Annotated in this window: 26 protein-coding genes; 11 read left to right on the forward strand and 15 right to left on the reverse strand. The window is 65.9% G+C overall.

The features are described from left to right. Nucleotides 1–2: 2 nt before the first annotated feature. The 4 genes from RTH46_RS09465 to RTH46_RS09480 all read right to left on the reverse strand — a co-directional run bounded on the left by RTH46_RS09465 (nucleotide 3) and on the right by RTH46_RS09480 (nucleotide 4764). A complete protein-coding gene (locus RTH46_RS09465; protein WP_153789156.1) occupies nucleotides 3–644 on the reverse strand; it encodes a LysE family translocator in 642 nt (213 codons plus the stop codon). A gap of 149 nt (nucleotides 645–793) precedes the next feature. Then, on the reverse strand, nucleotides 794–1744 hold the full coding sequence (locus tag RTH46_RS09470) for a helix-turn-helix domain-containing GNAT family N-acetyltransferase (RefSeq protein WP_316905530.1): 951 nt from the start codon (nucleotides 1742–1744) through the stop codon (nucleotides 794–796). A gap of 70 nt (nucleotides 1745–1814) precedes the next feature. Continuing rightward, a complete protein-coding gene (locus tag RTH46_RS09475) occupies nucleotides 1815–3314 on the reverse strand; it encodes a sensor domain-containing diguanylate cyclase (RefSeq protein ID WP_316905531.1) in 1500 nt (499 codons plus the stop codon). Nucleotides 3315–3534: 220 nt separating this feature from the next. Next, a complete protein-coding gene (locus RTH46_RS09480; RefSeq protein WP_316905532.1) occupies nucleotides 3535–4764 on the reverse strand; it encodes a DUF1835 domain-containing protein in 1230 nt (409 codons plus the stop codon). A gap of 225 nt (nucleotides 4765–4989) precedes the next feature. On the opposite strand from RTH46_RS09480, the gene glsB reads away from it, so the two are divergent. Further along, on the forward strand, nucleotides 4990–5910 hold the full coding sequence (gene glsB / locus RTH46_RS09485; protein WP_153789152.1) for a glutaminase B: 921 nt from the start codon (nucleotides 4990–4992) through the stop codon (nucleotides 5908–5910). Here the strand turns inward: glsB and RTH46_RS09490 are convergent. Beyond that, nucleotides 5879–6373 carry an NUDIX hydrolase gene (locus tag RTH46_RS09490; RefSeq protein ID WP_316905533.1) on the reverse strand — a complete coding sequence of 165 codons (495 nt, stop codon included), beginning with the start codon at nucleotides 6371–6373 and terminating at the stop codon, nucleotides 5879–5881. The genes glsB and RTH46_RS09490 overlap by 32 nt on opposite strands. Nucleotides 6374–6508: 135 nt before the next feature. Here RTH46_RS09490 and RTH46_RS09495 point away from each other — a divergent pair, with 135 nt between their 5' ends. The 10 genes from RTH46_RS09495 (at nucleotide 6509) to RTH46_RS09540 (ending at nucleotide 16821) form a co-directional block, all read left to right on the forward strand. Continuing rightward, nucleotides 6509–6970 carry a GNAT family N-acetyltransferase gene (locus tag RTH46_RS09495; RefSeq protein ID WP_316905534.1) on the forward strand — a complete coding sequence of 154 codons (462 nt, stop codon included), beginning with the start codon at nucleotides 6509–6511 and terminating at the stop codon, nucleotides 6968–6970. Between the two features lie 205 nt (nucleotides 6971–7175). Further along, nucleotides 7176–9140 carry a PAS domain-containing sensor histidine kinase gene (locus tag RTH46_RS09500; protein WP_316905535.1) on the forward strand — a complete coding sequence of 655 codons (1965 nt, stop codon included), beginning with the start codon at nucleotides 7176–7178 and terminating at the stop codon, nucleotides 9138–9140. Nucleotides 9141–9376: 236 nt separating this feature from the next. Beyond that, on the forward strand, nucleotides 9377–9832 hold the full coding sequence (locus RTH46_RS09505) for a (2Fe-2S)-binding protein (RefSeq protein ID WP_110993707.1): 456 nt from the start codon (nucleotides 9377–9379) through the stop codon (nucleotides 9830–9832). Further along, the gene (locus RTH46_RS09510; RefSeq protein WP_316905536.1) at nucleotides 9832–12078 is read left to right on the forward strand and encodes a xanthine dehydrogenase family protein molybdopterin-binding subunit; all 2247 of its coding nucleotides are present in this window, start codon (nucleotides 9832–9834) and stop codon (nucleotides 12076–12078) included. The genes RTH46_RS09505 and RTH46_RS09510 overlap by 1 nt, the downstream gene beginning before the upstream one ends. 16 nt (nucleotides 12079–12094) lie before the next feature. Next, nucleotides 12095–13435, forward strand: a complete 1341-nt coding sequence (locus RTH46_RS09515; protein ID WP_316905537.1) for a cytochrome c — start codon at nucleotides 12095–12097, stop codon at nucleotides 13433–13435. Nucleotides 13436–13537: 102 nt separating this feature from the next. Further along, nucleotides 13538–14554, forward strand: coding sequence for an XdhC family protein (locus RTH46_RS09520; protein WP_316905538.1), 1017 nt, complete (start codon nucleotides 13538–13540; stop codon nucleotides 14552–14554). A gap of 100 nt (nucleotides 14555–14654) precedes the next feature. Further along, on the forward strand, nucleotides 14655–15233 hold the full coding sequence (locus tag RTH46_RS09525) for a hypothetical protein (RefSeq protein WP_153789145.1): 579 nt from the start codon (nucleotides 14655–14657) through the stop codon (nucleotides 15231–15233). Between the two features lie 70 nt (nucleotides 15234–15303). After that, complete coding sequence (locus tag RTH46_RS09530; RefSeq protein ID WP_316905539.1) at nucleotides 15304–15861, forward strand: lipocalin family protein; 558 nt, start codon at nucleotides 15304–15306, stop codon at nucleotides 15859–15861. Between the two features lie 69 nt (nucleotides 15862–15930). After that, nucleotides 15931–16236 carry an NIPSNAP family protein gene (locus RTH46_RS09535; protein ID WP_316905540.1) on the forward strand — a complete coding sequence of 102 codons (306 nt, stop codon included), beginning with the start codon at nucleotides 15931–15933 and terminating at the stop codon, nucleotides 16234–16236. 39 nt (nucleotides 16237–16275) lie between these two features. Beyond that, nucleotides 16276–16821 carry a hypothetical protein gene (locus tag RTH46_RS09540; RefSeq protein WP_256671433.1) on the forward strand — a complete coding sequence of 182 codons (546 nt, stop codon included), beginning with the start codon at nucleotides 16276–16278 and terminating at the stop codon, nucleotides 16819–16821. Between the two features lie 14 nt (nucleotides 16822–16835). Here RTH46_RS09540 and RTH46_RS09545 read toward each other — a convergent pair whose 3' ends face one another. The 10 genes from RTH46_RS09545 to RTH46_RS09590 form a co-directional block, all read right to left on the reverse strand. Next, entirely contained in the window at nucleotides 16836–17114 is a 279-nt protein-coding gene (locus RTH46_RS09545) for a hypothetical protein (protein WP_153789142.1), read from the reverse strand. A 65-nt stretch (nucleotides 17115–17179) separates the two neighbouring features. Beyond that, nucleotides 17180–17722: an EndoU domain-containing protein gene (locus RTH46_RS09550; RefSeq protein ID WP_178125891.1), complete on the reverse strand. Its 543-nt coding sequence runs from the start codon at nucleotides 17720–17722 to the stop codon at nucleotides 17180–17182. An 82-nt stretch (nucleotides 17723–17804) separates the two neighbouring features. Continuing rightward, the gene (locus RTH46_RS09555; RefSeq protein ID WP_316905541.1) at nucleotides 17805–18587 is read right to left on the reverse strand and encodes a glycoside hydrolase family 19 protein; all 783 of its coding nucleotides are present in this window, start codon (nucleotides 18585–18587) and stop codon (nucleotides 17805–17807) included. 85 nt (nucleotides 18588–18672) lie between these two features. After that, nucleotides 18673–19062 carry a hypothetical protein gene (locus tag RTH46_RS09560; protein WP_153789139.1) on the reverse strand — a complete coding sequence of 130 codons (390 nt, stop codon included), beginning with the start codon at nucleotides 19060–19062 and terminating at the stop codon, nucleotides 18673–18675. A gap of 34 nt (nucleotides 19063–19096) precedes the next feature. Further along, nucleotides 19097–19330: a hypothetical protein gene (locus RTH46_RS09565; protein ID WP_153789138.1), complete on the reverse strand. Its 234-nt coding sequence runs from the start codon at nucleotides 19328–19330 to the stop codon at nucleotides 19097–19099. Next, on the reverse strand, nucleotides 19314–19619 hold the full coding sequence (locus RTH46_RS09570; RefSeq protein WP_153789137.1) for a hypothetical protein: 306 nt from the start codon (nucleotides 19617–19619) through the stop codon (nucleotides 19314–19316). Before RTH46_RS09570 ends, RTH46_RS09565 begins: the two co-directional genes overlap by 17 nt. Beyond that, nucleotides 19619–19891, reverse strand: coding sequence for a hypothetical protein (locus RTH46_RS09575; RefSeq protein WP_110993618.1), 273 nt, complete (start codon nucleotides 19889–19891; stop codon nucleotides 19619–19621). Before RTH46_RS09575 ends, RTH46_RS09570 begins: the two co-directional genes overlap by 1 nt. Nucleotides 19892–19977: 86 nt before the next feature. Beyond that, the gene (locus tag RTH46_RS09580) at nucleotides 19978–20592 is read right to left on the reverse strand and encodes a DUF2589 domain-containing protein (protein WP_110993617.1); all 615 of its coding nucleotides are present in this window, start codon (nucleotides 20590–20592) and stop codon (nucleotides 19978–19980) included. Between the two features lie 20 nt (nucleotides 20593–20612). Beyond that, nucleotides 20613–21089, reverse strand: a complete 477-nt coding sequence (locus RTH46_RS09585; protein ID WP_316905542.1) for a DUF2589 domain-containing protein — start codon at nucleotides 21087–21089, stop codon at nucleotides 20613–20615. 217 nt (nucleotides 21090–21306) lie between these two features. After that, nucleotides 21307–22377 carry a helix-turn-helix domain-containing protein gene (locus RTH46_RS09590; RefSeq protein WP_316905543.1) on the reverse strand — a complete coding sequence of 357 codons (1071 nt, stop codon included), beginning with the start codon at nucleotides 22375–22377 and terminating at the stop codon, nucleotides 21307–21309. Between the last annotated feature and the right edge of the window lie 38 nt (nucleotides 22378–22415).

The following is a 22415-nucleotide window of genomic DNA, read 5'->3' on the forward strand; positions in this document are numbered from 1 at the left end:
CCTCACACCCCCTGCCGGCGCATGGTCAAGATCGCCGCACCAAAACCAATGAAGGTCGTCCCCACCACCCGGCTCACCCAGCGCGACAGCGCCGGCCGGGTCAGCACGCCCTTGGCCCGGGTGGCGAGCGCGGCATACAGGCTCAGCGACGTCAGCGACAATGCCATGAAGATGCTGGTAAGGATCAGGAACTGCGGCAGCAGCGCGGCGCCCTGGTCGATGAACTGCGGGAACAGCGCAGTGAAGAACATGGTCGCCTTGGGGTTGGTCACCGCCGTGAGGAAGGCCGACTTGAACAGCTTGCGAGGCGTGGGGCTGGCCTTCTTCGCGCCCTCCTCGAGGCCGTCCACCAGCATCGGGCTTTTCTTCAGCAACTGCTTGGCGCCCAGGTAGAACAGGTAACCGGCACCGAGGATCTTCACCGCGTTGAACAGCCATTCGGAGCTGGCCAGCAATGCGCCGAGGCCCAGCATCGCCGCCGCCGACAGGCAGAACAGTCCGCTGGCGTTGCCCAGCGACGACCACACCGCGCTGCGTTGCCCGTGGGCCAGGCTGTTGTTGATCGCCATCAGCGTGGCGGGGCCTGGGCTGGCAATGGCGATCGCGGCAACCAGGGTGAAGGCAAGAATCGAGTGAGCATCCATTTTCAAGGACTCTGCGGGAGGGGAGCCAGCAGCTTACAGAAGCTTGCTGATAAACGCTCGCCCCCGTACTAGAGCGGGCCAGTGCATTGTGCGCATGGGCTTGAGCACTGGGATGGTCAGCGGCAAGTGAGCGCAATGGCAGGTAACCGCTACCCCACCCGCCGCACGAACTGCTGCTCGATGACCGTCGCCCCCCATTGATCGCCGGGTGCCTCGTGGGTGAGTTCGAAGCCGAACGACTCATACAGGCGCCGCGCCGCGTCCAGTCCCTTGAATGTCCAGAGCTCGATGGCCGAGAACCCCTGCTGGTCGCAGAACGTCATGGCCTCGTGGAGCAAGCGCCGGCCCACGCCAGCACCTCGGCAGCCGTCGTCCAGAATGAACCAGCGCAGGTGGGCGGTGTTGTCGCCATGGCCCTGCCCATCGATGGCCACCGAGCCGACGATGCGCTGGCCTTGGCTGGCCACCCAGATACCATTGCGCGGATCATCCAGACGCCCGATGAACTCGGCCGCGCCAGTGGCGACCTTGCGCTCGAAATACGACCCGAAGCCTGAGTGTCGGGCGTAGTACACCCCATGCATTTCGGCAATGCGACCGATCAGGCCGGGGCGATAACCGCAACTGATCTGGATCGCGCTGGCTGGCGTTGTCTCGGTGCCCAGGCGATGAGCCTGCAGCGCCTGGGCATAGGCTTGCAGCCCTTGCGCCACGCCCTGCTGTTGCGCTGTATCAAGCGCGGCAAGCGCGCTGCTGACCTGGGCCTGGCCAAAGGCATGGATCGCCTCGACCGTGCGCTGGCCCTTGGCGGTCAGGGTGAGGCGTTTGGTGCGGCCGTCTGCTTCGCCAGCGGCTTCTTCGACCTCGTCGGCATCGATCAACCTGGCGACCATGCGGCTGACGCTGGACTTCTCCAGGCCCAGCAGCTGCACCAACTGCGCCGCCGTCAACGCGCCACTGTTGCCCAGCTCCAGCAGCGCATGCACCGCCGAGGGCGAATGGGCAGTGCCCGCCAGGGTGTTGCCCATGAAGCCCAGCTCGCGAACCATGGTGCGTGAAGCGCTACGGATCTGCTCCACCAATGAAGGGTCGATATTCATCTGTCAGCCTCGCCAGTAATTAGTTGCAACATACAACCATATACCGAAAATGCTGTCCAGCTCGCCTGCGTCAGGCACAGGCCTGCTGGTTGCGCCCGGCGCCCTTGGCGCCATACAGCGCCTGGTCAGCCGCGTCGATCAAGGCCTGGCCGCTTTGCAGTTGCGCCCCCGGCACCGAGGCAATGCCGATGCTCACGGTAACTTGGCCAAAGGGACTGGTACGGTGCACGATGTTTCGCTGGCTCAACCGCTCGAGCACATGCCGGGCCACCGCCGCCGCCCCCTCGCGCTCGGTGTTGGCCAGGATGACGCCGATTTCCTCACCGCCATAGCGCGCCACCAGGTCACCAGCGCGCCGCACGCAGGCCTGCAGCACATGGCTGACCTCGCGCAGGCAGGCGTCGCCGGCAACATGCCCGTAGGTGTCGTTGTACAACTTGAAGTAATCGATATCGATCATCAGCAGCGCAAGGCTGGTGCCCTGGCGCTGGGCGCGCTGCACTTCCAGCGCGAGGGTTTCATCGAAACAGCGGCGGTTGGCAAGGCCGGTCAGGGCATCGTTCATCGCCAGGCGTTCGAGCTGCTGGTTGGAGTCCAGCAACTGTTGCTGGGTGACCCGCAGTTCGCCCTCCACGGCGGTCCTGCGGCGAATATCGCGGATCAGCATCCAGCCGATGGCGCCCGTCAGGCCCAGCAGGCCGGCTACCACCAGCAGCGACACCAGCGCCTCGAGCTTCCATGCCGCCAGCACTTCGTGCTTGCCCACCGCGACCGTGGTCACCAGCCCCAGCCGGTCATTCTTGCGAAAGGCATACAACCGCTCGACGCCATCGAGGCTTGAGGTGAACGATGCAGTGCCGACGGATTGCTCCACCAGGTACTTGGCATAGATCGGCGACTTGGCGAAGTTGCGCCCCATGTCCTGCTCACGGAAGGGATAGCGCACCAGCATCGAGCCGTCGGTATAGGACAGGCCGATTGCGCCCTCCTGCCCGACATCGATCTGGCCGAACAGGCGCAGGAAGTTCTGTACCCCGAGCGTCACGGCCACCACCCCGGCAAAGGCGCCATCGGCGTCATTGAAACGGCGGCTGATGGTAATCACCCACTCCTGGTTGGAGCGGCTGCGGATCGGCAGGCCGATGAAGGGCTCGCGCGAAGGATCATCGCGGTGATGGATGAAATAAGCCCGGTCACTGCTGTTGGCACCTGACGGGATCGGCCGGTTGGACGACATCAGCCAGCGGCCCTGCTTGTCGTAGATGGTGACACCGCTGAGCTGCGGCATCAGCGGCTGCTGACGGCTCACCAGGGTTCGCAGCCGCTCGACTTGCGCCGGGCCGCTGCCTTCGGTCTCCAGGCGCTCGACCAGGCCCAGCAACAGTAACGAGCTCTGGCGCACGATGCCTTCGGAATAGGTCGACAGGGCCTGGGTCAGGTTCAGCCCGTGGACGTTCACCTCCTCCAGCGCACGCTCGCGGGAAGCCATGACTTTCCACAGGGTCAGCGATGCCAGCGAACAACCAATTACCAGTAGCAAGAGCACAACGAGGTGGATGTCACGCTTCACGTCAGTACCTGATGGAGATTCCGGATTCTCAAGCTGGCGGCCATTGCCTGCAGGCAACGGCACAAGGCGCATTCCTGGCCGCCGGCAAGGATACAAGGAGTCGCGTAGCGGCGCAGTAACCACAATCGATGCAAGGGGAAAACGTTTGCTGCTCGCGACGCATTTTGCCGCGCGTCGACGCTTGCAAAGCGACGACGCGCGGCGCTGCGCACTCAAATGCTCATCGCTGCCACACCTGCCCCGCCTCGCTGACCACCCAGGGCGCGTGGTTGGCAGCGATCCGCACCCCGCCCACCCAGCGCTCGGCCGGCTGCTGGTCGAGCCAGTTGGCCTGCCTGCCCAGCACCTGCTCACCCAGCGCGGTAAGACGTAACGGACGTTGTTGCCAGCTGTCGCCCTCGCCTTCGAGCAATAACGGCCGTGGGCTGTCGATCAACGGGCGCAGCAGCACGCCGAACATCATGTCGCCCAGGTACGGCAGAGGTTCCTCGTGCGCCATAAGCTCGGCGAACACCCGCGCCGCCGGCTGCTCGCCCAGGCGCGCGAGGATGCGCAGGGTCAAGCGCTCGGTCAGGCTCAGGCCATCCTCGGCGCCGGGCAGTTCCTGCAGCTGGCGCGCCAACGCACCTTGCAGCAACGGCAGCGCCGTATGCGGGCGGCTGGCGAGCTGCGCCCAGGCGCGCGGGTCCGGTGCGGTGTAGGCGGCCCAGGCCTGCCGCGCCAGGGCCAGGGCTGGCTCGCCGAGGGCACGGCGTTGTGGCCACAGCCATGCCAGTACATCAGGGGCCAGTTGGCCGATACCGATGAAACGCTGCACGCCGGGAACCTGGCAGGTTTCGATCAGTTCCAGGCGGCGCGGCAGGCACGGCAGGCTGGCCAGTACGCGAATCAGGAACAACTGGTCGTAGGCGTCCGCTTCGCACCAGAGCACCATTTCGCTGTCGCCGTTCAACTGCGCCAATGCAGCGCGCTGCCTGGCCTGGCGCTGTTCGATGTCCTGCGCCGGGAGTTTGAACGCCTGCAGTACATACTCGGTACGTATCTGCCAGTACGCCGCTTCCGGCAACGTCGGCACCGGCCCCATGACCATGGGGTCGTCGAACATGTGGAAAGCACCAGTAAACCCGGCGATGCGCAGGCTGTGCTCGATATCGTTGCCGCAGCGCCAATGCTGCACCTGGGCCTCGCCATCGCTGGCAAAACCGGGGTGACGGGCGGCGAAATCGACTGCATCGGCATGGGCCTTGAGCTTTGGCCAGCTGGGGAAGCCGGCTTCGCGGGCGACCAGCCACTGGGTGTCGGCCAGGCGGTACTCGGGCCCGGGCAGGCCAAGGGCGCGCAGTTGGGCGCGGGTTTCGTCGTCGAGGGTTTTCAGCAGGCGCTTGGCGCGCTTGCGCAAGGCGGGCAGGTCGATCAGGCCGTGATGGCGGGATGCATGAATGGCGGGCATGCCAACTCCTTGTGGGGCTCGGTCCGCCGACAAGCCGGGAGCTGGAATGTAAAGAAAGCGTGCAGTGCCTGGGCAACCCCTTCGCGCGGACCGCAGGCGCAGCGAACGCCTGGGGCGAGACTCTAGCGACTGGCAGCGTTTGATGCAATCGATGTGCTCCGACGCCTCTGGCCTGCGTCTATCAGGACTTCCCGCAAGCGCTGCCCTTTCGCCCCAGGTGCCCCGATGCAAGCACTTCTGCAAGAGATCCTTGACCACGTCCGCCCCCTGCTCGAACAAGGCCAGGTGGCGCAATACATCCCCGCCCTCGCCCAGGTCGAACCGCGCCAGCTGGGCATCGCCGTGCAGGGCCTCGACGGCCAGCTGCACTGCGCGGGTGACGCGCACACGCCGTTCTCGATCCAGAGCATCTCCAAGGTGTTCAGCCTGGTCCAGGCGATCAACCACAGCGGCGAAGGCATCTGGTCGCGGCTGGGTTACGAGCCCTCGGGGCAGGCGTTCAATTCGCTGGTGCAGCTGGAGGTGGAAAAGGGCCGCCCGCGCAACCCGTTCATCAACGCCGGCGCCCTGGTGATCTGCGACATCAACCAGTCACGCTACGCCACCCCGACCCTGTCGATGCGCGACTTCGTCCGCCGCCTGGCCGCCAACCCGAAGATCGTCAGCGACAGCGTGGTGGCCGAGTCGGAATACCAGCACCGCGCGCGCAACGCGGCCATGGCCTACCTGATGCAGGCCTTCGGCAACTTCCACAACGATGTCGACGCGGTGCTGCGCAGTTACTTCCACCACTGCGCGCTGTCGATGAGCTGCGTCGACGTGGCACGCGGTTTCGCCTTCCTGGCCAACAACGGCCTTTGCCCCAACAGCGGCGAGCAGGTGCTGAGCGCACGCCAGGCGCAGCAGGTGAACGCGATCATGGCCACCAGCGGGCTGTATGACGAGGCCGGCAACTTTGCCTACCGGGTGGGTTTGCCTGGCAAGAGCGGCGTGGGCGGCGGCATCGTCGCGGTGGTGCCGGGGCGCTACAGCATCTGCGTATGGTCACCGGCGCTCAATGCCGCGGGCAACTCGCTGGCGGGGCTGCGGGCGCTGGAGCTGTTGAGCGAGCGGATTACCGGGTCGGTGTTTGCGGCGCTGGCATAAGTTCCGGCGCCGAAGCAAACACGCCCTCTTCCTCCAGTTTGCCAACCAGCCATTGCGGCCATACGGTGTCGGTGGTCGCCCGCAGTTCCTCGGCCGACCACCAGCGATGGTCAGCGATCACTTCGCACTCGTTTGCAGTCCACTCGGCGTTGGACAGCGCGCGTTGTGCCACCTGTACGATGAAATAGCGCTCCACCGACAGCACTTCTTCGCCGCTGGGCAACACCAGCGGGAAGCGACGCTCGGCGATGGATGCATCCACCGCCTCGATGACGATGCCGGTTTCTTCACGCAACTCGCGAATGGCCGCTGCCTCGAAGCTCTCGCCCGCCTCCAGCCCGCCGCCCGGTGTCGCCCAGTAATCGTCGCCGGCCAACGCGCCCTGGGTGTGCACGAACCTGAACAACAACACCCGTCGCGCTGGGTTGATGACCAGCAGTCGTGCCGATTTGCGCTCGCGCATGTACCTATCCTTGTTCGCGTGGGGTAACAGGCCTGGGATTGGCGCCCGGGCCAAAAAGTGCGCCATCATACGCGAGCGCCCCGGCGCCGCTACTCCTGGCCTGCAACAAGGCCTCACTTGATGAAAGGAATGCCCATGCTCCGCCTGGATTGGCTCGAAAACCACATGCAGCACAGCGACACCCTGGCGCTATGGCTGCACCAGCAGTTCCACTACGAATTCGCCGACCTGCCCCTGCTCGACTGGCAAAAGGCATTCAGCGAAGGCCAGCGCAATGGCCAGTGGCGCTGCCTGATCGCCCTCGACGGCGACCAGTTGCTGGGCAGCGCTGCGCTGGCCACTGACGACCTGCCCGAGCGCCCCGAACTCGGCCCTTGGCTGGCCTGCGTGTTCGTCACTGCGCAGGCGCGTGGCCAGGGCCTGGCCGAGCGCCTGATCGACGGCGTCTGTGAACAGGCGCGCAAAACCGGCATCTCGACCCTTTACCTGCATACCCACGATCAGCAGGCGTATTACCAAAAGCGCGGCTGGCGCCTGCTGGAGCGCTTCGAGGCCTGGGGCGAGGAACACGGGTTGATGTCACGCGAGCTGAGTTGAAACACCAAGGCACTGGCCCCGTGATGCCACAGGGAATTTTTTGCCGCAGCAGGAGATCGGATATCGCAGACACCTTTTGTTGCAGGCGTATGTGTTGCGCTGGGCGCGGCAAGGCCGGGGCGCAGCGACTAATCTGAACATTCGATCACCGGGCGCGCACACCTGAGGAGCCCGCCAGACGCACTCGACTTCAGGACGTTTAAAGATGCCCAACAGCCGACCAGAACCCCCGGCAGTCCCTACCTTGGGCCGCGCGCTGTTGGACAGCGAGTTGCGCTTGCGCTTGCTGGCGACCGCCAGCAGCACGGCGATCTATCGCATGAGCCCGGACTGGCAGGCCATGTATCAACTCAACGGCGAGGGGTTTCTGCAAGACGCCACACAACCCGACCCACAGTGGATCGAAACCTATATCCCCCCGCAAGACCGGCCCAAAGTGCTGGCAGCCATCGCCAAGGCGATAGCCGAGCGGGCCATCTTCGAACTGGAACACCGCGTATGGTTGCCAGACGGCGGCTTCGGCTGGACCCTGTCGCGGGCCGTGCCGATTTTCGACGACCACGGCGAGATCATCGAATGGTTCGGCGCTGCGGTGGACGTGACCCAGCAGCACGACATGATGGCCCGCTTGCGCGAGAGCGAAGCGGCGTTCAAGACCATCGCCGACACCGTGCCGCAGTTGGTCTGGGTGACCGACCAGAACGGGCGCTTCGAATTTTTCAACCAGCGCTGGCACGACTATTTCGGCGAAGCCGGCCAGCAAGAGGCCTTCCACTGGTATGCCGAAACCTGCGTGCACCCCGACGACATCGCCGCCGTCGAGCAAGCTTTTGCCCAGGCCCGCGCCAGCGGCCAGGTGCTCGAGAGCGAGCACCGCCTGCGCTACCACGATGGCAGCTACCGCTGGTTCATGGTGCGCGCCCAGCCCTACCGCGACCCTGAGAGCGGCGCCCTGCTGCGCTGGTACGGCACCGCGGTGGACGTGCACGACCGCCATGGCGCCGAGCAGCAACTGCGCAGCTTCAACGAAGCACTGGAAGTACAGGTGCAAACCGGCTCTCGCGACCTGCAGGCGGCCGAAGCGCAGATGCGCCAGATGCAGAAGCTCGAAGCCATCGGCCTGCTCACCGGCGGGGTGGCCCACGACTTCAACAACCTGCTGACGGTGATCCGCAACGCCGCTGAGCTGATGCGCCGCAAGCCACTGCCGGCAGAGCGCCAGCAGCGTTACCTGGACGCCATCCTCGACACCACCGACCGCGCCGCCAAGCTCACCAGTCAACTGCTGGCCTTCGCCCGCCGCCAGGCACTGCGCCCGGAAGTGTTCCCGGTGCTGCACCAGGTCGAACAGATCGCCGAAATGCTGCGCAGCATCGTCGGCGCGCACATGCAGGTCCTGGTGCAGGGCCCCGCCCAGCCCTGCTACATCGAGGCGGACCTGAACCAGTTCGAAACCGCCCTGGTCAACCTGGTGGTCAATGCCCGCGATGCCATGCAGGGGCAAGGCACCATTACCCTCACCATCGAAACCACCGATGAGCAGGTCACCATCGCCGTGGCCGACGACGGCCATGGCATCGCCGCCGCCGACCTGGAGCGGATCTTCGACCCCTTCTACACCACCAAGGAAGTCGGCAAGGGCACTGGGCTGGGGCTGTCCCAGGTGTACGGCTTCGTCCATCAGTCCGGCGGTGCGATCAGCGTGCAGAGTACCCCCGGCCAAGGCACGACCTTCACCGTATCGTTGCCGGCGGTGGCCGCCCCCGCCCCCGACCTGGCAGCGGCGCCCGAAGCTACCCTGGCCAAGCCCAAGGGCCGCATCCTGGTGGTCGAGGACAACCTGCAGGTGCGTGAATTCACCGCCACCCTGCTGGCCGACATGGGTTACGCCACCTGCCTGGCCCACGACAGCATCAGCGCCCTGGCGCTGCTGGAAGCCGGCCAGCCGCGCATCGACCTGGTGCTGTCGGATGTGGTCATGCCTGGGGTCAGCGGCATCGAACTGGCGCGCACCATCAAGCGCCGCTGGCCCGACATCCCGCTGGTACTGACCAGCGGCTACAGCCAGGTGCTGGCCGACGATGCGCAGCCTGGCGTGGAGCTGTTGAACAAGCCGTACTCGGCCGAGCAGTTGTTGCGCGCGTTCGAGGCCGCGATCAAGCCGTCCTGAACAGGTGCTGCATGCACCGGCCTCATCGCCCTGACGCACTAGCGCAATCCGCTGGAATGCTTGCCTGATCCTCTGAACCTGCAGGCCCATGGATGGGCAACCCGGCACCCCAGGACTAAAGTTCGCTGAGGTTCGACAACTGTTGCCAACAGAGGCGGCGCCTCGCTGCGCCACCCTGCCCATAACGATCCGCCATCAACCGATGATCAGCACGATGAGCCATGGAGCCCACCATCATGGAACTACGAATCAACCAGAAGACCTACCAGGTTGACGCCGAAGCCGACACCCCGTTGCTGTGGGTGATCCGTGACGATCTCGGCCTGACCGGCACCAAGTACGGCTGCGGCCTGGCCCAGTGCGGCGCCTGTTCGGTGCTGGTGGACGGCAACGTGGTGCGTGCCTGCGTCACCCCAGTGGCCGGGGTGGTGGGCCGCGAGGTGACCACCATCGAGGCGATCGAGGCCGACGCCATCGGCAAGCGAGTGGTCGCGGCCTGGGTCGAGCATCAGGTGGCACAGTGCGGTTACTGCCAGTCCGGCCAGGTGATGGCCGCCACCGCGCTGCTCAAGCACACCGCCAAGCCCAGCGATGCGCAGATCGACGCGGCGATGGTCAACCTGTGCCGCTGCGGCACCTACAACGCCATCCATGCTGCCGTGCATGCGCTGGCCCAAGGGGAGAACGCCTGATGAGCACGCACATCGACACCCCCGAGGACCTGCTCAAGCTGCCCGTGGGCGAAACCGTCAACCTGTCGCGCCGACGCTTCCTCGCCGGCACCGCCGTGGGCGCCCTGGTGCTCGGCTTTGGCCTGCCACTGGGCGCGCCACGGGTACAGGCTGCGGCGGCAACCGCCGAGCGCGGCACCCAGGTGCCGGCGTTCCTGGAAATTCGCCCGGACGGCACCATCCGCCTGCTCAGCCCGTTCATGGAAGGCGGCCAGGGCACCTTCACGGCCATGGCGCAGATCGTCGGCGAAGAGCTGGACGCCGACCCCGCCAGCTTCGTGGTCGACAGCGCCCCGCCCGGCGAGGCCTACGTGGTGATGGAAAACGGCATGCGCATTACTGGTGGCAGCATGTCGGTGCGCATGAGCTACCCGACCATGCGCCGCCTAGGGGCGCTGGCCCGGGCCATGCTGCTGCAAGCCGCCGCCGAGCAGTTGGGCGTGCCGGTGAGCGAACTGGGCACCGAGCCGGGCAAGGTGATCCACGCCGCCTCGGGCCGGTCGCTGGCCTACGGTGAACTGGCCAGCCGCGCCATGGACCTGCCGGTGCCTGACCCGGCCGGCATCACCCTGCGCGACCCCAGCCAGTTCCGCTGGATCGGCAAGCCGGTGCGGCGCCTGGATGCCTACGACAAGTCCACCGGCAAGGCCGTCTACAGCATCGACGTAAAACTCGACGGCATGCTCCACGCCGCCGTGCAACATGCGCCGCGCTTGGGGCTGACGGTGGGCAGCCTGCGCAACGAAGACCAGGTCAAGGCCATGAAGGGCGTGCACTCGGTGCATCAGCTGCCCGGTGCGGTGGCGGTGGTCGCCGAACGCTGGTGGCACGCCAAACGGGCGGTCGAAGCCCTGCAGGTGGACTGGAAGGCGCCCGGCGCCGACAGCAAGGTGCGGCCGATGCCGGCGGACTTTTCCAGCGCCGCCTGGCTTGAACACCTGGCCAGCCAGCCCGGCACGCCCCGCGACGACGAACATGAAGGCGATGTGGCCGCCGCCCTGGCCAGCGCCAAGAGCACGGTCGAGGCCAGTTACCACAACCAGTACCTCAACCACGCCCAGCTCGAGCCGCCGTCCGCCACCGCGCGGTTCAACCCCGACGGCACCCTGGAGGTGTGGCTGCCCAACCAGGCGCCGGACATGTTCCGCGACGATATCGCCAAACGTACCGGCCTGGACGCTGCGCAGATCACCCTGCACTCGCCGTTGCTGGGCGGTTTCTTCGGCCGCCACTTCCTCTACGACTCGGCCAACCCCTACCCCCAGGCCATTGCCCTGGCCAAGGCGGTCGGGCGCCCGGTGAAGCTGATCTGGACCCGTGAGGAAGAATTCCTGCGCGACGTGCTGCGCCCGGTGGCTGCGGTCAAGTTCCGCGCCGGGCTGGACGCCGAAGGCTTGCCGATTGCCATCGAGGCCGTCAGCGCCACCGAAGGCCCCACCGAAGCCCTGGCCGGCCAGCAGGGTGAGAAACTCGACCCCACCGCCCTCGAAGGGTTGTCTGGCAAGGCCTACGCCATCGCCAACAAGCGCATTGCCCAGGTGTATGTGAAAGGCCCGGCCATGCTCGGTTACTGGCGCTCGGTGGGCAATTCGCTGAACGACTTCTTCTATGAAGCCTTCCTCGACGAATTGGCCGACAAGGGCGGCCACGACCCGTTCGAGCTGCGCCTGCACCTGCTGCGCGACAACCCGCGCCTGACCCAGCTGCTGCAAGCGGTGGGCGAACTGTCCGGCGGCTGGAAACGTGGGCCGTTCACCGCCGAGGACGGCAGCAAGCGCGCCCGGGGCGTGGCCATGGCCTCGCCGTTCGGCTCGGAGGCGGCGGTGATCGCCGAGGTGTCGATCGAAGGGGGCCAGGTGAAGGTGCACGACATCTGGCAGGCCATCGACCCGGGCAGCATCGTCAACCCGGCGATCATCGAGGCCCAGGTCAATGGCGCGGTGGCCTTGGGGCTGTCCCAGGCGCTGGTGGAGGAAGCGGTATGGCTCGACGGCATGCCGAGGGCGCGCAATTACGACCTGTACCCGATCCTGCCGCCTTCGCGCATGGCCCGGGTGCATGTGCGCATTGTCGAGAGCGGCGCGAAGATGGGCGGCATAGGCGAACCCCCACTGCCGGCGGTGGCGCCTGCGGTGGCCAACGCGGTGGCGCGGTTGACCGGCCAGCGCATCCGCAGCCTGCCCCTTAGCCGCTACAGCTTCAGCTGACTCGACAGGACCGCCCATGAACAACCGTCGCTTCGCAACAACCGCGGGCTGGCTGGCCCTGCCGTGCCTGGTCGCGGCAGGCCTGCTGGCCTGGTACGTCACCCGCGAGCCTGCCTCGCCCTTCACCGCCGACACGCCAGTGAACGCCGCGCTGGTCAGCCGTGGCGAGTACGTCGCCCGCCTCAGCGACTGCGTGGCCTGCCACAGCCTGCCCGGCCAGGCGCCGTTCGCCGGCGGGCTGGAGATGGCCACGCCCTTGGGGGCGATCCATGCCACCAACATCACCCCTGATCGCGAGCACGGCATCGGCGCCTACAGCCTGGCCGACTTCGACCGCGCCGTGCGCCACGGCGTCGCCCCCGGCGGGCGTCGGCTGTACCCAGCCATGCCCTACCCGTCCTACGCCAAGCTCAGTGACGACGACGTGCGCGCGCTGTATGCCTTCTTCATGCAGGGCGTGCAGCCGGCCAACCAGGCCAACATCGCCAGCAGCATCCCCTGGCCGCTGAACCTGCGTTGGCCGATTGCCCTGTGGAACGGCCTGTTTGCGCCGAACACGCCTTACGCGCAGAAGCCCGGGCAGGATGCGCTGTGGAACCGTGGCGCTTATATCGTCCAGGGCCCCGGCCACTGCGGCAGTTGCCACACCCCGCGGGGCCTGGCGTTCAACGAGAAGGCGCTGGACGAGGCCGGTGTGCCCTTCCTCGCCGGCGCCCTGCTCGACGGTTGGTATGCGCCCAGCCTGCGCCAGGACCCCAACACCGGGCTGGGCCGTTGGAGCGAGGCGCAGATCGTGCAGTTCCTCAAGACCGGGCGCAACCAGCACGCCGTGGTGTACGGCTCGATGACCGAGGCATTCAATAACTCCACGCAGTTCATGGCCGACGATGACCTGGCCGCCATCGCCCGCTACCTGAAATCGTTGCCGGGCGACCCGCAGCGCGACGGCGCGCCCTGGCAGTACCAGGCCGTGTCCGCCACCGACCGCCTGGAGGCGCCCGGCGCGCATACCTACGTGACCCGCTGCGCCAGCTGCCATGGCCTGGATGGCCAGGGCCAGGCCGAGTGGATGCCGCCGCTGGCGGGCGCCACCTCGATGCTGGCCAGCGAAAACGCCTCGGCGATCAACATCACCCTCAACGGCTCGCAGCGCATCGTCGCCGCCGGGGTGCCGGATGCCTACCGCATGCCGGCGTTTCGTGAACAGCTCAATGACCGGGAGATTGCCGAGGTGCTGAGTTTTGCCCGCGCAACCTGGGGCAACCAGGGCGGCGCCGTGGACGCCAAGGCGGTCGGCAAATTGCGTGAACATACCGACCCGGCCAGCAGCAGCCCGATCATTTTGCATATGCGCTGAAACCGCCTTCGCGGGGCAAGCCCGCTCCCACGTTGTGTCATCGAGTGGGAGCGGGCTTGCCCCGCGAAGGCCCTGTCATGAGTTAGCGAGGCCACGAACACCATGGAAAGCATCGACCTGCTGGTCCTGCGCACCGCCCACGACTGGCTCAAGGCCAATCACCGCGTGCTGCTCGCCACTGTGGCCCGTACCTGGGGCTCGTCACCGCGCCCGGTGGGCTCGATGATGGCCCTGCGCGGTGATGGCCGGGTGGTTGGCAGCGTCTCCGGCGGCTGCATCGAAGACGACCTGATCCAGCGCTATACCAGCGCCCATGGTGGCCCCGGGCTGCCCGACAGCGCCCCCGAGGTGCTCCGCTACGGCATCAGCGCCGACGAGGCGCACCGCTTCGGCCTGCCATGCGGCGGCACGCTGGAACTGATCCTCGAATTCAACCCCGAACCCCAGCTGTTGCAGCATTTGCTCGATCAGCTCGACAGCGGCCAACTGGTCCGCCGCGACCTTGCCCTGCAAGACGGCAGCGTTACCCTCCAGGCCAGTGCCACCCCGGCACAGTTCAGCTTCGACGGCCAGCACATGCGCAACACCCTCGGCCCCGGCTACCGCATGCTGCTGATCGGCGCCGGCGCGCTGGCCGAATACCTGGCGACCATGGCCCTGTTCAACGGCTTTCGCGTGACGGTGTGCGACCCGCGCCCTGAGTACCTGGCCAGCTGGGCGGTGGCCGGTGTCGAGCACCTCGCGGGCATGCCGGACGACGTGGTGCGCGCCTTCCGGGCCGACCTGCGCACCTGCGTCATCGCCGTCAGCCACGACCCCAGGCTCGACGACCTGGCCCTGCTCGAAGCCCTGCACAGCCCGGCGTTCTACGTCGGCGCCATCGGTTCGCGGCGCAACAGCCAGTTGCGTCGCGAACGGCTGATCGAGCATTTCGGCGAGACCGAGCAATCACTTGAACGCCTGCACGGGCCGATCGGCGTCTACATCGGCAGCAAGACCCCGGCGGAGATCGCGGTCAGTGTGATGGCCGAGGTACTGGCGACGAAGAATGCGGTGCCGGTGCCGACCGTATCGCGGGGCAAGTCGCAGCAGCGAAGCGCCGCTCACACGCCGGCCTGAGGCCACAGCGACACCAGGTCGCTCACACACTGGCCAACCTGTGACTATGCTTGAACCTCGCATGCTACTCACCGGTATCGATCACAAGGAAGACAGGCCAATGAATCCAACCCGTTCCCTCGCCCGCGCCATTGCGCTCGCCTCGTTAGTGTCCGCCGCCAGCTTCACCGCCCACGCCGCCCAACTGCCCATCGCCAGCGAAGCGCTGGAAAGCCATGTCAGCACCCAGGTTACCGCCATCGACCAGGCCAACCGCCAGGTCACCGTCAAGGGCCCGCACGACAAGGACGTGACCTTCCAGCTCACGGAACAAGCCAAGGCCCTGCCCAACCTCAAGGTTGGCGACAATGTCGACATCTACGTGACCCGTGCCGTCGCCTACGTGCTCAACACCAACGTCGGCGGCGCACCGAAAGCCTCGGAAGAGGCCGGCACCATCCGCGCCACCAAGGACAACCCCAACCCCGGTGGCGAAGCCTTCCGCCAGGTGAAGGTCACCTCGCAGATCAAGAAGATCGACCTCAACACCCACGAAGTCAGCCTGCTGCCGCCGGAAGGCAAGCTGCAGGTGGTCAAGGTGGAAGACCCCGAGCTGCAAAAGCGCATGAAGAACCTCAAGGTCGACCAGACGGTGGACGCCATCTACACCGAAGTGCTGCGCATAGAAACTTCGCGTTGATCCGGTAAAACCTTTTGCCCGGCCTGCGCATCGAACATCAGGTGACCCTTCAGCTTGCCAGGAGGTACCCATGACGATGCGCACGGCTTTGCTGCTGTCCTGCCTGACCCTCGCGGTGGCCGGTTGCTCCAGCTCAACCGAGCAACACCTGCCGCCCCCCACCACCCAGCAAGTCGACCTGCAACGCTACCAGGGCACCTGGTACGAGCTGGCGCGGCTGCCGATGTTCTTCCAGCGCAACTGCGTGCAGTCCGAAGCGCGCTATGGGCTGCGCGCGGATGGCCGGATCGACGTCGACAACCGTTGCAAGGAACAGGACGGCCAGTGGAACAGCGCCCACGGTATCGCCCAGATGCAGGTGCCCGGGCGCACCGACAAGCTGTGGGTACGCTTCGACAACTGGTTCAGCCGCCTGGCGCCCGACCTGACCAAGGGCGAGTACTGGGTGCTGTACCACGACCCGGACTACCGTGTGGCATTGGTCGGCCACCCCAACCGCGAGTACCTGTGGCTGTTGTCGCGCAGCCCGACGGTCAGCAGCCAGACCCGCGAGCAACTGCTGCAACGGGCACGCGAGCAGGGCTACCCCACCGATCAGCTGATCTGGCGCCAGGCAGACGCCCCGTAACGCCCATCGACGCCTGCCGCCGCCCCCTGTAAGGTGAGCCTCCCCGGCTCACCCAAAGGATTGCGTGCAATGATCACCTGCCACCTCAAGTACATCATCGACCCGTACCAGATCCCGGCTTTCGAGGCTTACGGCAAGCTGTGGATTGGCCTGGTCAATCGCATGGGCGGCACTCACCACGGCTACTTCCTGCCCAGCGAAGGCGCCAACAACGTCGCTTACGCCCTGTTCAGCTTCCCTAGCCTGGCCACCTACGAGCAGTACCGCATCGCTTCAGAAACCGACCCCGAGTGCATCGCCGCCTTCGCCCTGGCCACCGAGCAGCGTTTCATCCAGAGCTACGAACGCAGCTTCCTGCGGCCCGTGCACGGCTAAGCCCATGGCAAATATCCCTCGCAAAGCAAGGAACGCAACGTGAAGAATCTCGCAAGAACATTGGGTATGGCTGGCCTGGGGCTGTTACTTGGCTGCACGCCGGGCCAACGCTTGCCGTTCGATGTGCCATACGGTCACTACGAGAACTTCCTGCGTGAATACGTGGGCGACCGCGGTCAACTGACCTGCCAGGTGAGCATCGAGCAAAACCACACCGGCGACAAATGGGTGCCTTCGGTGATTCTTGCCGCCGCCCAGGACGAGCGCGAAGACTACACCCTGTTCCTGTCCAGCTCACCGCAACGCAACGGCAGCGATCAGCGCACGTTCCACCTGCGCACCTTCGTCAACGCAACGGCCGTCATCAGCGATCACTTCCTCAACGCGCCCAATCGCAACGACCAGTACGGCCTGCGCCTGGCCTGGCATGCCGACGGCTCGATCAGCTACCAGGTCGACAACGGCGATGGCTGGACGCCCAAGGCAACGGTGCAGAGCCCTGGGTTCAAGGTGCGCCATGTGAGCGCCCACGCCAGCGGCGTCAAAGGGGTCGCGCACTGCGTGGTCAGTGACAGCGATGTGTGAAAGGGGCAGCCCGGTCAGGCGCCGGGCTGCTCCTTCCATGCCTGCAGTGCCTCGATGAAGGTAGCCAGCGGCAACCGCACGGCAGGCCAGTCTTTGACATAGTGGTGTTTGATCAGCACGTCGTCATCTTCGAACGCAACCTGATAGGCATTGCCGCTGTAGGCCTCTACCAACCGGTTGCTGCGCGCGGCCAGGGCCTTCTCGAGCAGGTGCGCAAGGGCCGCGGCAGTGACCTCTTCGTCGAGAAACTGTTGCAGGCCGGCATCGGTCGCAGGGGGCGTACGTGGGGACATGGCGGGTTCCTTCTGTCTTCGAAACGGAAAAAGGGCCGCCACGGCCCTTTTCCCTGGCCTTGATTTCAATACGCAGGATAGGCCGTTCTGACCACGCTGCCACCGACGCTATCCAGGAAGCCGACAATGTCGAATGACACCGCAGGCGTACCCGCGCCGCAGCTCGCCCCCGACGGGCCGGTGAAGCGGGTGCCGTTCAACGAAGTACGGTTGTTATAGGCGTTCTGGATAGCGGCAACCACATTGGCCTGGGTGCAGGCGTCCGGGAACATTGTGGAAATGGTCTTGGTGCGCGTCTGCCCTGCCTGGGTGATGGTGAAGTTGTTCAGCGCGTAGATCCCGGCAGGCATTGTCGGCGAAACGGTGACAGTGGTAGCCGGGGTGGTCGCGGCGCTGTTGGGCATCGTGCCGCCGGGGCGGCTATGCAGGCCTTTGGCGGCGCCACCGCTGACCTCGCCGCAGAATACATGCTGCTGGTCGACCGCAGGATTACCCGCCGAATTGGCCTGCGGGCAGGCCACCGAAGTTTGCGCGAAGGCCAGGCTGCCGATGACTGCCAGGCCGGCCAGCGCGGCGCGCGCATGTGGGAACACGAAAGTCTTTTTCATCATGAAGCTCCTTTCTTGCGGTTACAGGACGTTGTCGTCCTCGGGCTGCGCCACAGGCGGCGCAAAGGGGTGAACTGAAGGTTCAGCCGAGCAGCAGCCACTTGGCCCGGGCCAGGTAGGCGGCGCGGTCGTCGAGGCCGTTGAAGCCGCCGTTGATGCGCCGGGTGATCTCGCGCAAGTTGTCCTGGTCGGCCCAATCGTTGAGCTTGCGGGTCATCCAGAACCAGCCGGCGACATCCACCGCCAGGGCCGGGTCGGTACTCACCAGGGCGGGGTCGTCCTTGGCTTCGAAATCACGCTTGCAGTACTGGCCGTACTGGCGGTAGTTGGCGCGGCCGGTCAGCTGGATCAAGCCGCGCCCCTTGAAGCGCGGGCCATCGCCGGGCTGCAGGTTGCCCAGGTCCTTGCGCCCGTCGTAGGCGGTGCCCGAGGCGAGCTCTTCGGTGTAACGCAGGCAGCCGCTTTCATGGGCGATCTGCGCGAGGAAGTGGGCAATCCGCAGCGGCGTATCGATGGCGTAACGGCCGAATACGTCGAGCATCGGTTGCGTGAAGGCGTCGATGCGCGCACCGCTGGCGTTGATCATCACCGCCCACAGCTTGGGCGCCGCCAGGCCGGCAGGCAGGCCGGTGCGCAGGGCTGCCATGGTTGCATCGTCGGGTTTGACCGGTTGCCCGGGCGGGGTGCCGATGGCTTGCTGGAAGCTTGCCAGGGCAGTGCGCGAAGCCGCGCCCCACTGGCCATCGGTAGCGAGTTTGCAACTGAAGCCGCGCTGCCCGCTGTTGAGGTTGAGCAGCAGCTGCAGGCTGCGAACATCGGCGCTGGCGTTATTGCCACCGGGGCCAACACTTTGGGTGATGCACATGGTCTGCTCCTTTTCGCAGGCAAGCCGCTCCCCGTGAGGCCGCGGGAGGGCCCTGCCTTGTCAGCGAATCAAAGGGTTGGAGGGGTTACTTGGCGGGTGGCGCCAGCGTGAGGCTGTAGGCCAGCTTGTTGGCCTGGGTATACAGCTGGACCTGCAGGCCGTCGGTGCCACGCTGGGCCTGCAGATAGCCGAGCGTCAGCGAGACGCACCGGCCGGGGCCGCTGCCTGCGAGGCTATAGGTGCTGACCGGCCCGTCGGCACCGTTGAACTCAAGGCCAAAGCCACACTGCCATTCGCCTTTGAAGCGAACCTTGCCGGCGATGTCGCCAAGCCCTGCGCTGGAATTGATGTTCAGCAACACCGGTACAGGCCGGCCGTTGTCCTTGAGGGTTCCCTGGTACTGGTCGTCGGCCCAGGCCGAAGCCAGGGTGGCCAGGGCAACCGCGCCAGCCAGTGATGCAGCCAGATGTTTCATGATCACGCTCCTTGTCTATCAGTGATTGCCTGCTTCAGAACCCCAAAACCAGCCCGGCCCACTTGGCGACGGCGCGCGCCAGTTCAGGCGCTACCAGGCCCAGCGACACCAGCCCCGTCAGCAGCACCGCACCCAGGGCGCAGAGCAGCCGTTTGGGCACCGGCCGCGGCGCCGTCTGGTCGGGTTTGTCGCGCAGGATCGAACGCAGGGTCTGGGTCTCCTGCCGGGAAAGCAGCAGCCGCATCGAGCGGTCAGTTCGCTTGGGCATCGCCGTGGCTCCCGTAGTGTCCGACCAACTGGCCGTCGAGGTGCACGACGATCGCTTCGTTTTGGTTACCCGGCACCTCGATGCTCAGGGCGTGCAGTGCCTGCGCTTGCTGTGGTTCAGCACCGATGCGCAGTGCCAGCGTGTCGTGCGCATCGCCCGCTTCGACGGTGGCCGCAAGCTGCACCTGCATCGAGACGATCTGCACTCCCGGCCAGCGCAGGCCGGTGACCCGCTGCGCGCAGCGCATCGACTCGGCGAGGGTCTGAATGAAGTCTTGCAACTGTTTCATCACGAGGCCTCCTGGTCATCGGCCAACCAGAACGGCCGGCGACTGAAGCCCACGTGGTAGATCAGCGATTGCAGCACCACCTGGTGCTCGCCGATGTTGAGCAGGTTGAAGGTTTTCTCGATGCCGACGATGCGCCCTTTCGGCGGTTCGCTCAGGCAGCGATTGAGCAGCGCGGTCTGCGCCTGGATCACTTCGTGCGACGTCAGCTTTTCCGGATCGGTGCTGCCGACGACGATGCGTTTCACATATCCCACGTCCGTTAGATCGAACATCACGGAGCTCCCTTTCCGGAAAAGACTGACGGCCAACCCCTGTCAACGCTCAAGCAATCAGGCGGTTGGCAGTGTGCCGCCGCCCCTTACTGCTGGGTGATGGCTTTTGGCGCAACCGACTGGGCAATCATGTCGAGCACCCGCGCCAGGCCTTCGGGCATGCCGTCGTCGGCCGCGTGGACCTCGACGTGGTACTTGGCCGACTGGTCGGTCGAGCGGGTGTTCTCCTTGTGCGAGGACACCGAGCCCGAAATGTTGACCTTGGCGCTGAACGGCCCCCAGCCGACACTGGCCTCGGCCGACATCGCCGCTTGCGCGTCGGTGGCCTCGCGTGACTGCTCGGAGTTCTTCACTTCCATGTCGAAGGTGATATCCACCTTGTTGATCGACAGGTTCGGCACCTTGACCACCGCCAGCAGCGGTACTTCAAGCTCTACCCGCTCCATCGGGATGGTGCCGTCGTCGGGCTTGCTGGTGGAGGGGCGGTCGAAACGGAAGCTGACCGTGCGCACGTCGCCCACTGCGTTGGGGTCGGTGTTGTTGGGGTCAGGTGGCGGTGGCAGGAAGCCGATCACCTTGATGAAGTCGGCGGTGGCATTGGCCAGGCGTACCTGTGCATCGCAGGCGGCGGTCAACGGGCCGCCGATCAGGTCGCCCATGGGCAGGCCGCGGAACTGGTCACCCATCGAGAAGTTAGCCATGTTTGTTTCTCCTTCCTGGATCAGATCAATTTATCGAGGTGTTGCAACAGCCGAGCCATCCCCTCCGAAGGGGGCTGAGTTTCGACTTTGAGGGTGACGCGCGCCAGCGGCCCGCCTTCACCATTGCGGCGAACGCCCATATCGACGTTCAGAGGCGTGTGGGACTCGCTCGGCCAACCCGAGCCGTCATCGCCTGGGGCGGCAGCGACGGTTCCGTCGTCGGCGTTCAGGCCAACTTCGAACGAGATCTCCATGTCTTTAACCGACATCAGCCGAGCTCCCACGAGGGACAGCAGCGGCACGCGCACCACACGCTCTTCGCCGTCCTTCGCCTCAGGCGAATGCGAGGGCAGGCGCACATCGATGCTGATCGGCCGATTGTCTTCGTCGAAGTACTGGCGCACGGTGGACACCTGGAAGCGCTGGATCTTGTCCTGCGCCTCGGCGACCGCGCCGGCGATGCTCTGGATGAGATGGTGAAGGGATTGGTTCGCCACGTCAGACGCTCCTTGTCACGTTGGGTACCGATGCCATCCTGGCGACTTCGCTGAGCCTGCACACTGGGGCTTTCACGCACCAGGGACGGCACCGGCTGGAGGAAGGGTTGGGTTACCGGGTGAGCTCAGGTTACGAGCAGGCCCGCGGGGTGTCCTGAGGCGCACGTCCCGAAAACCTGGCTGTACGTCCCAAAACAGGTAGCGCTGGCACGTTGTCTCAATGGCAGGCCAGCTCGCTGATCCACTGCGCAAGCACGGGCCCTTCACCGATCGGCGCCATAAGCCGGGCATGGGTTGGCAACTCGCCGCGCTGAAGCGCCGTGCGCGCCGAAGTCGGGGACAGGCCGAACGCTTTGCGGAACACCCGGCTGAAGTGGGCCTCATCAGCAAAACCGTTGGCGTAGGCCACGTCGCCAATGCGCCGGTCCCCATTGCCGGCTTCGCCGAAGGCCAGCAGGCAACGCCGCAAGCGGCGTTGCAGCACGTAATGGCGCACCCCGCCGAAACGCTCGAACGCCCGGTAAAGCTGGCTGCGCGAGGTGGCCAAGGCCTTGGCCAGCACGGCGGGGCTGAGGTCGTCGCGGTGCAGGTTGTGCTCGATGTACAAACGTGCCCGGCGGCCCAAGGTAGTCGGTCCAGGCTGTGCAGTGGCAGGTCGGCTGCCGGCCTCCTTGGCCAGGCATGCAGCCACCACCGCCAGTATCGGCAGGCTCAGGCGCACGCCATCATCCTGGCCAAGGCCCGGCGCCGCCACGGCCAACGCCTTGAGTACGCCGGCCAGCAAGCGGCCGTTCGCGCTGCCTCGGCGCAGGACCAGGCCGTGCAACTGGTTTGCCTCGAACGCCAACAGCGCCGTACGCGGAACCAACAGGCTTATGCCCTCGCCTGCCGCGGTGCGCAAGTCCGCCGGCTGCGTCAGGTCGAGCACTGCCACATCGCCCGGCCGTACCCGCAGCCTGTTACCCGCCACCAGCCCTCGCTGCAGCGGTATGTGCAACAGGTAATGGTCGAGGTCGCAGCATCGCAGGCGCAGGTGGTCGCGCCGATAGCGGGCGCCGTCCAAATGGCCGCTGCACAGCAGAAAGCGATTGAAGTGAAAGACCTGCAACGATGCGTCGAAAGCGCCCTCGCCTGCTGCGCTGGCGCTGAACAGCGCATCGGCGGTCAGGCGCCAGGTGGCGAAGCGCTCGTCCAGCGGCAGGCCGTGGGTTGTGGTGTGGACAGCAGGTAGGGGCGTGTCGCGCAGAGCGTCGTTACGGGTAGTTTCTTGTGAAGCGGTGCATTCCATAGTGCCGACTCATCTTCCATAGGTGAGTCGGAAAAGTG

It is taken from the genome of Pseudomonas sp. zfem004, assembly GCF_032621715.1.
GTDB lineage: Bacteria > Pseudomonadota > Gammaproteobacteria > Pseudomonadales > Pseudomonadaceae > Aquipseudomonas > Aquipseudomonas sichuanensis.

Coding starts and splice junctions, on each gene's coding strand:
- RTH46_RS09465 (WP_153789156.1), bottom strand. CDS start 644: ATGGATGCTCACTCGATTCTTGCCTTCACCCTGGTTGCCGCGATCGCC.
- RTH46_RS09470 (WP_316905530.1), bottom strand. CDS start 1,744: ATGAATATCGACCCTTCATTGGTGGAGCAGATCCGTAGCGCTTCACGC.
- RTH46_RS09480 (WP_316905532.1), bottom strand. CDS start 4,764: ATGCCCGCCATTCATGCATCCCGCCATCACGGCCTGATCGACCTGCCC.
- glsB (WP_153789152.1), top strand. CDS start 4,990: ATGCAAGCACTTCTGCAAGAGATCCTTGACCACGTCCGCCCCCTGCTC.
- RTH46_RS09490 (WP_316905533.1), bottom strand. CDS start 6,373: ATGCGCGAGCGCAAATCGGCACGACTGCTGGTCATCAACCCAGCGCGA.
- RTH46_RS09495 (WP_316905534.1), top strand. CDS start 6,509: ATGCTCCGCCTGGATTGGCTCGAAAACCACATGCAGCACAGCGACACC.
- RTH46_RS09500 (WP_316905535.1), top strand. CDS start 7,176: ATGCCCAACAGCCGACCAGAACCCCCGGCAGTCCCTACCTTGGGCCGC.
- RTH46_RS09505 (WP_110993707.1), top strand. CDS start 9,377: ATGGAACTACGAATCAACCAGAAGACCTACCAGGTTGACGCCGAAGCC.
- RTH46_RS09510 (WP_316905536.1), top strand. CDS start 9,832: ATGAGCACGCACATCGACACCCCCGAGGACCTGCTCAAGCTGCCCGTG.
- RTH46_RS09515 (WP_316905537.1), top strand. CDS start 12,095: ATGAACAACCGTCGCTTCGCAACAACCGCGGGCTGGCTGGCCCTGCCG.
- RTH46_RS09520 (WP_316905538.1), top strand. CDS start 13,538: ATGGAAAGCATCGACCTGCTGGTCCTGCGCACCGCCCACGACTGGCTC.
- RTH46_RS09525 (WP_153789145.1), top strand. CDS start 14,655: ATGAATCCAACCCGTTCCCTCGCCCGCGCCATTGCGCTCGCCTCGTTA.
- RTH46_RS09530 (WP_316905539.1), top strand. CDS start 15,304: ATGACGATGCGCACGGCTTTGCTGCTGTCCTGCCTGACCCTCGCGGTG.
- RTH46_RS09535 (WP_316905540.1), top strand. CDS start 15,931: ATGATCACCTGCCACCTCAAGTACATCATCGACCCGTACCAGATCCCG.
- RTH46_RS09545 (WP_153789142.1), bottom strand. CDS start 17,114: ATGTCCCCACGTACGCCCCCTGCGACCGATGCCGGCCTGCAACAGTTT.
- RTH46_RS09550 (WP_178125891.1), bottom strand. CDS start 17,722: ATGAAAAAGACTTTCGTGTTCCCACATGCGCGCGCCGCGCTGGCCGGC.
- RTH46_RS09555 (WP_316905541.1), bottom strand. CDS start 18,587: ATGTGCATCACCCAAAGTGTTGGCCCCGGTGGCAATAACGCCAGCGCC.
- RTH46_RS09560 (WP_153789139.1), bottom strand. CDS start 19,062: ATGAAACATCTGGCTGCATCACTGGCTGGCGCGGTTGCCCTGGCCACC.
- RTH46_RS09565 (WP_153789138.1), bottom strand. CDS start 19,330: ATGCCCAAGCGAACTGACCGCTCGATGCGGCTGCTGCTTTCCCGGCAG.
- RTH46_RS09570 (WP_153789137.1), bottom strand. CDS start 19,619: ATGAAACAGTTGCAAGACTTCATTCAGACCCTCGCCGAGTCGATGCGC.
- RTH46_RS09575 (WP_110993618.1), bottom strand. CDS start 19,891: ATGTTCGATCTAACGGACGTGGGATATGTGAAACGCATCGTCGTCGGC.
- RTH46_RS09580 (WP_110993617.1), bottom strand. CDS start 20,592: ATGGCTAACTTCTCGATGGGTGACCAGTTCCGCGGCCTGCCCATGGGC.
- RTH46_RS09590 (WP_316905543.1), bottom strand. CDS start 22,377: ATGGAATGCACCGCTTCACAAGAAACTACCCGTAACGACGCTCTGCGC.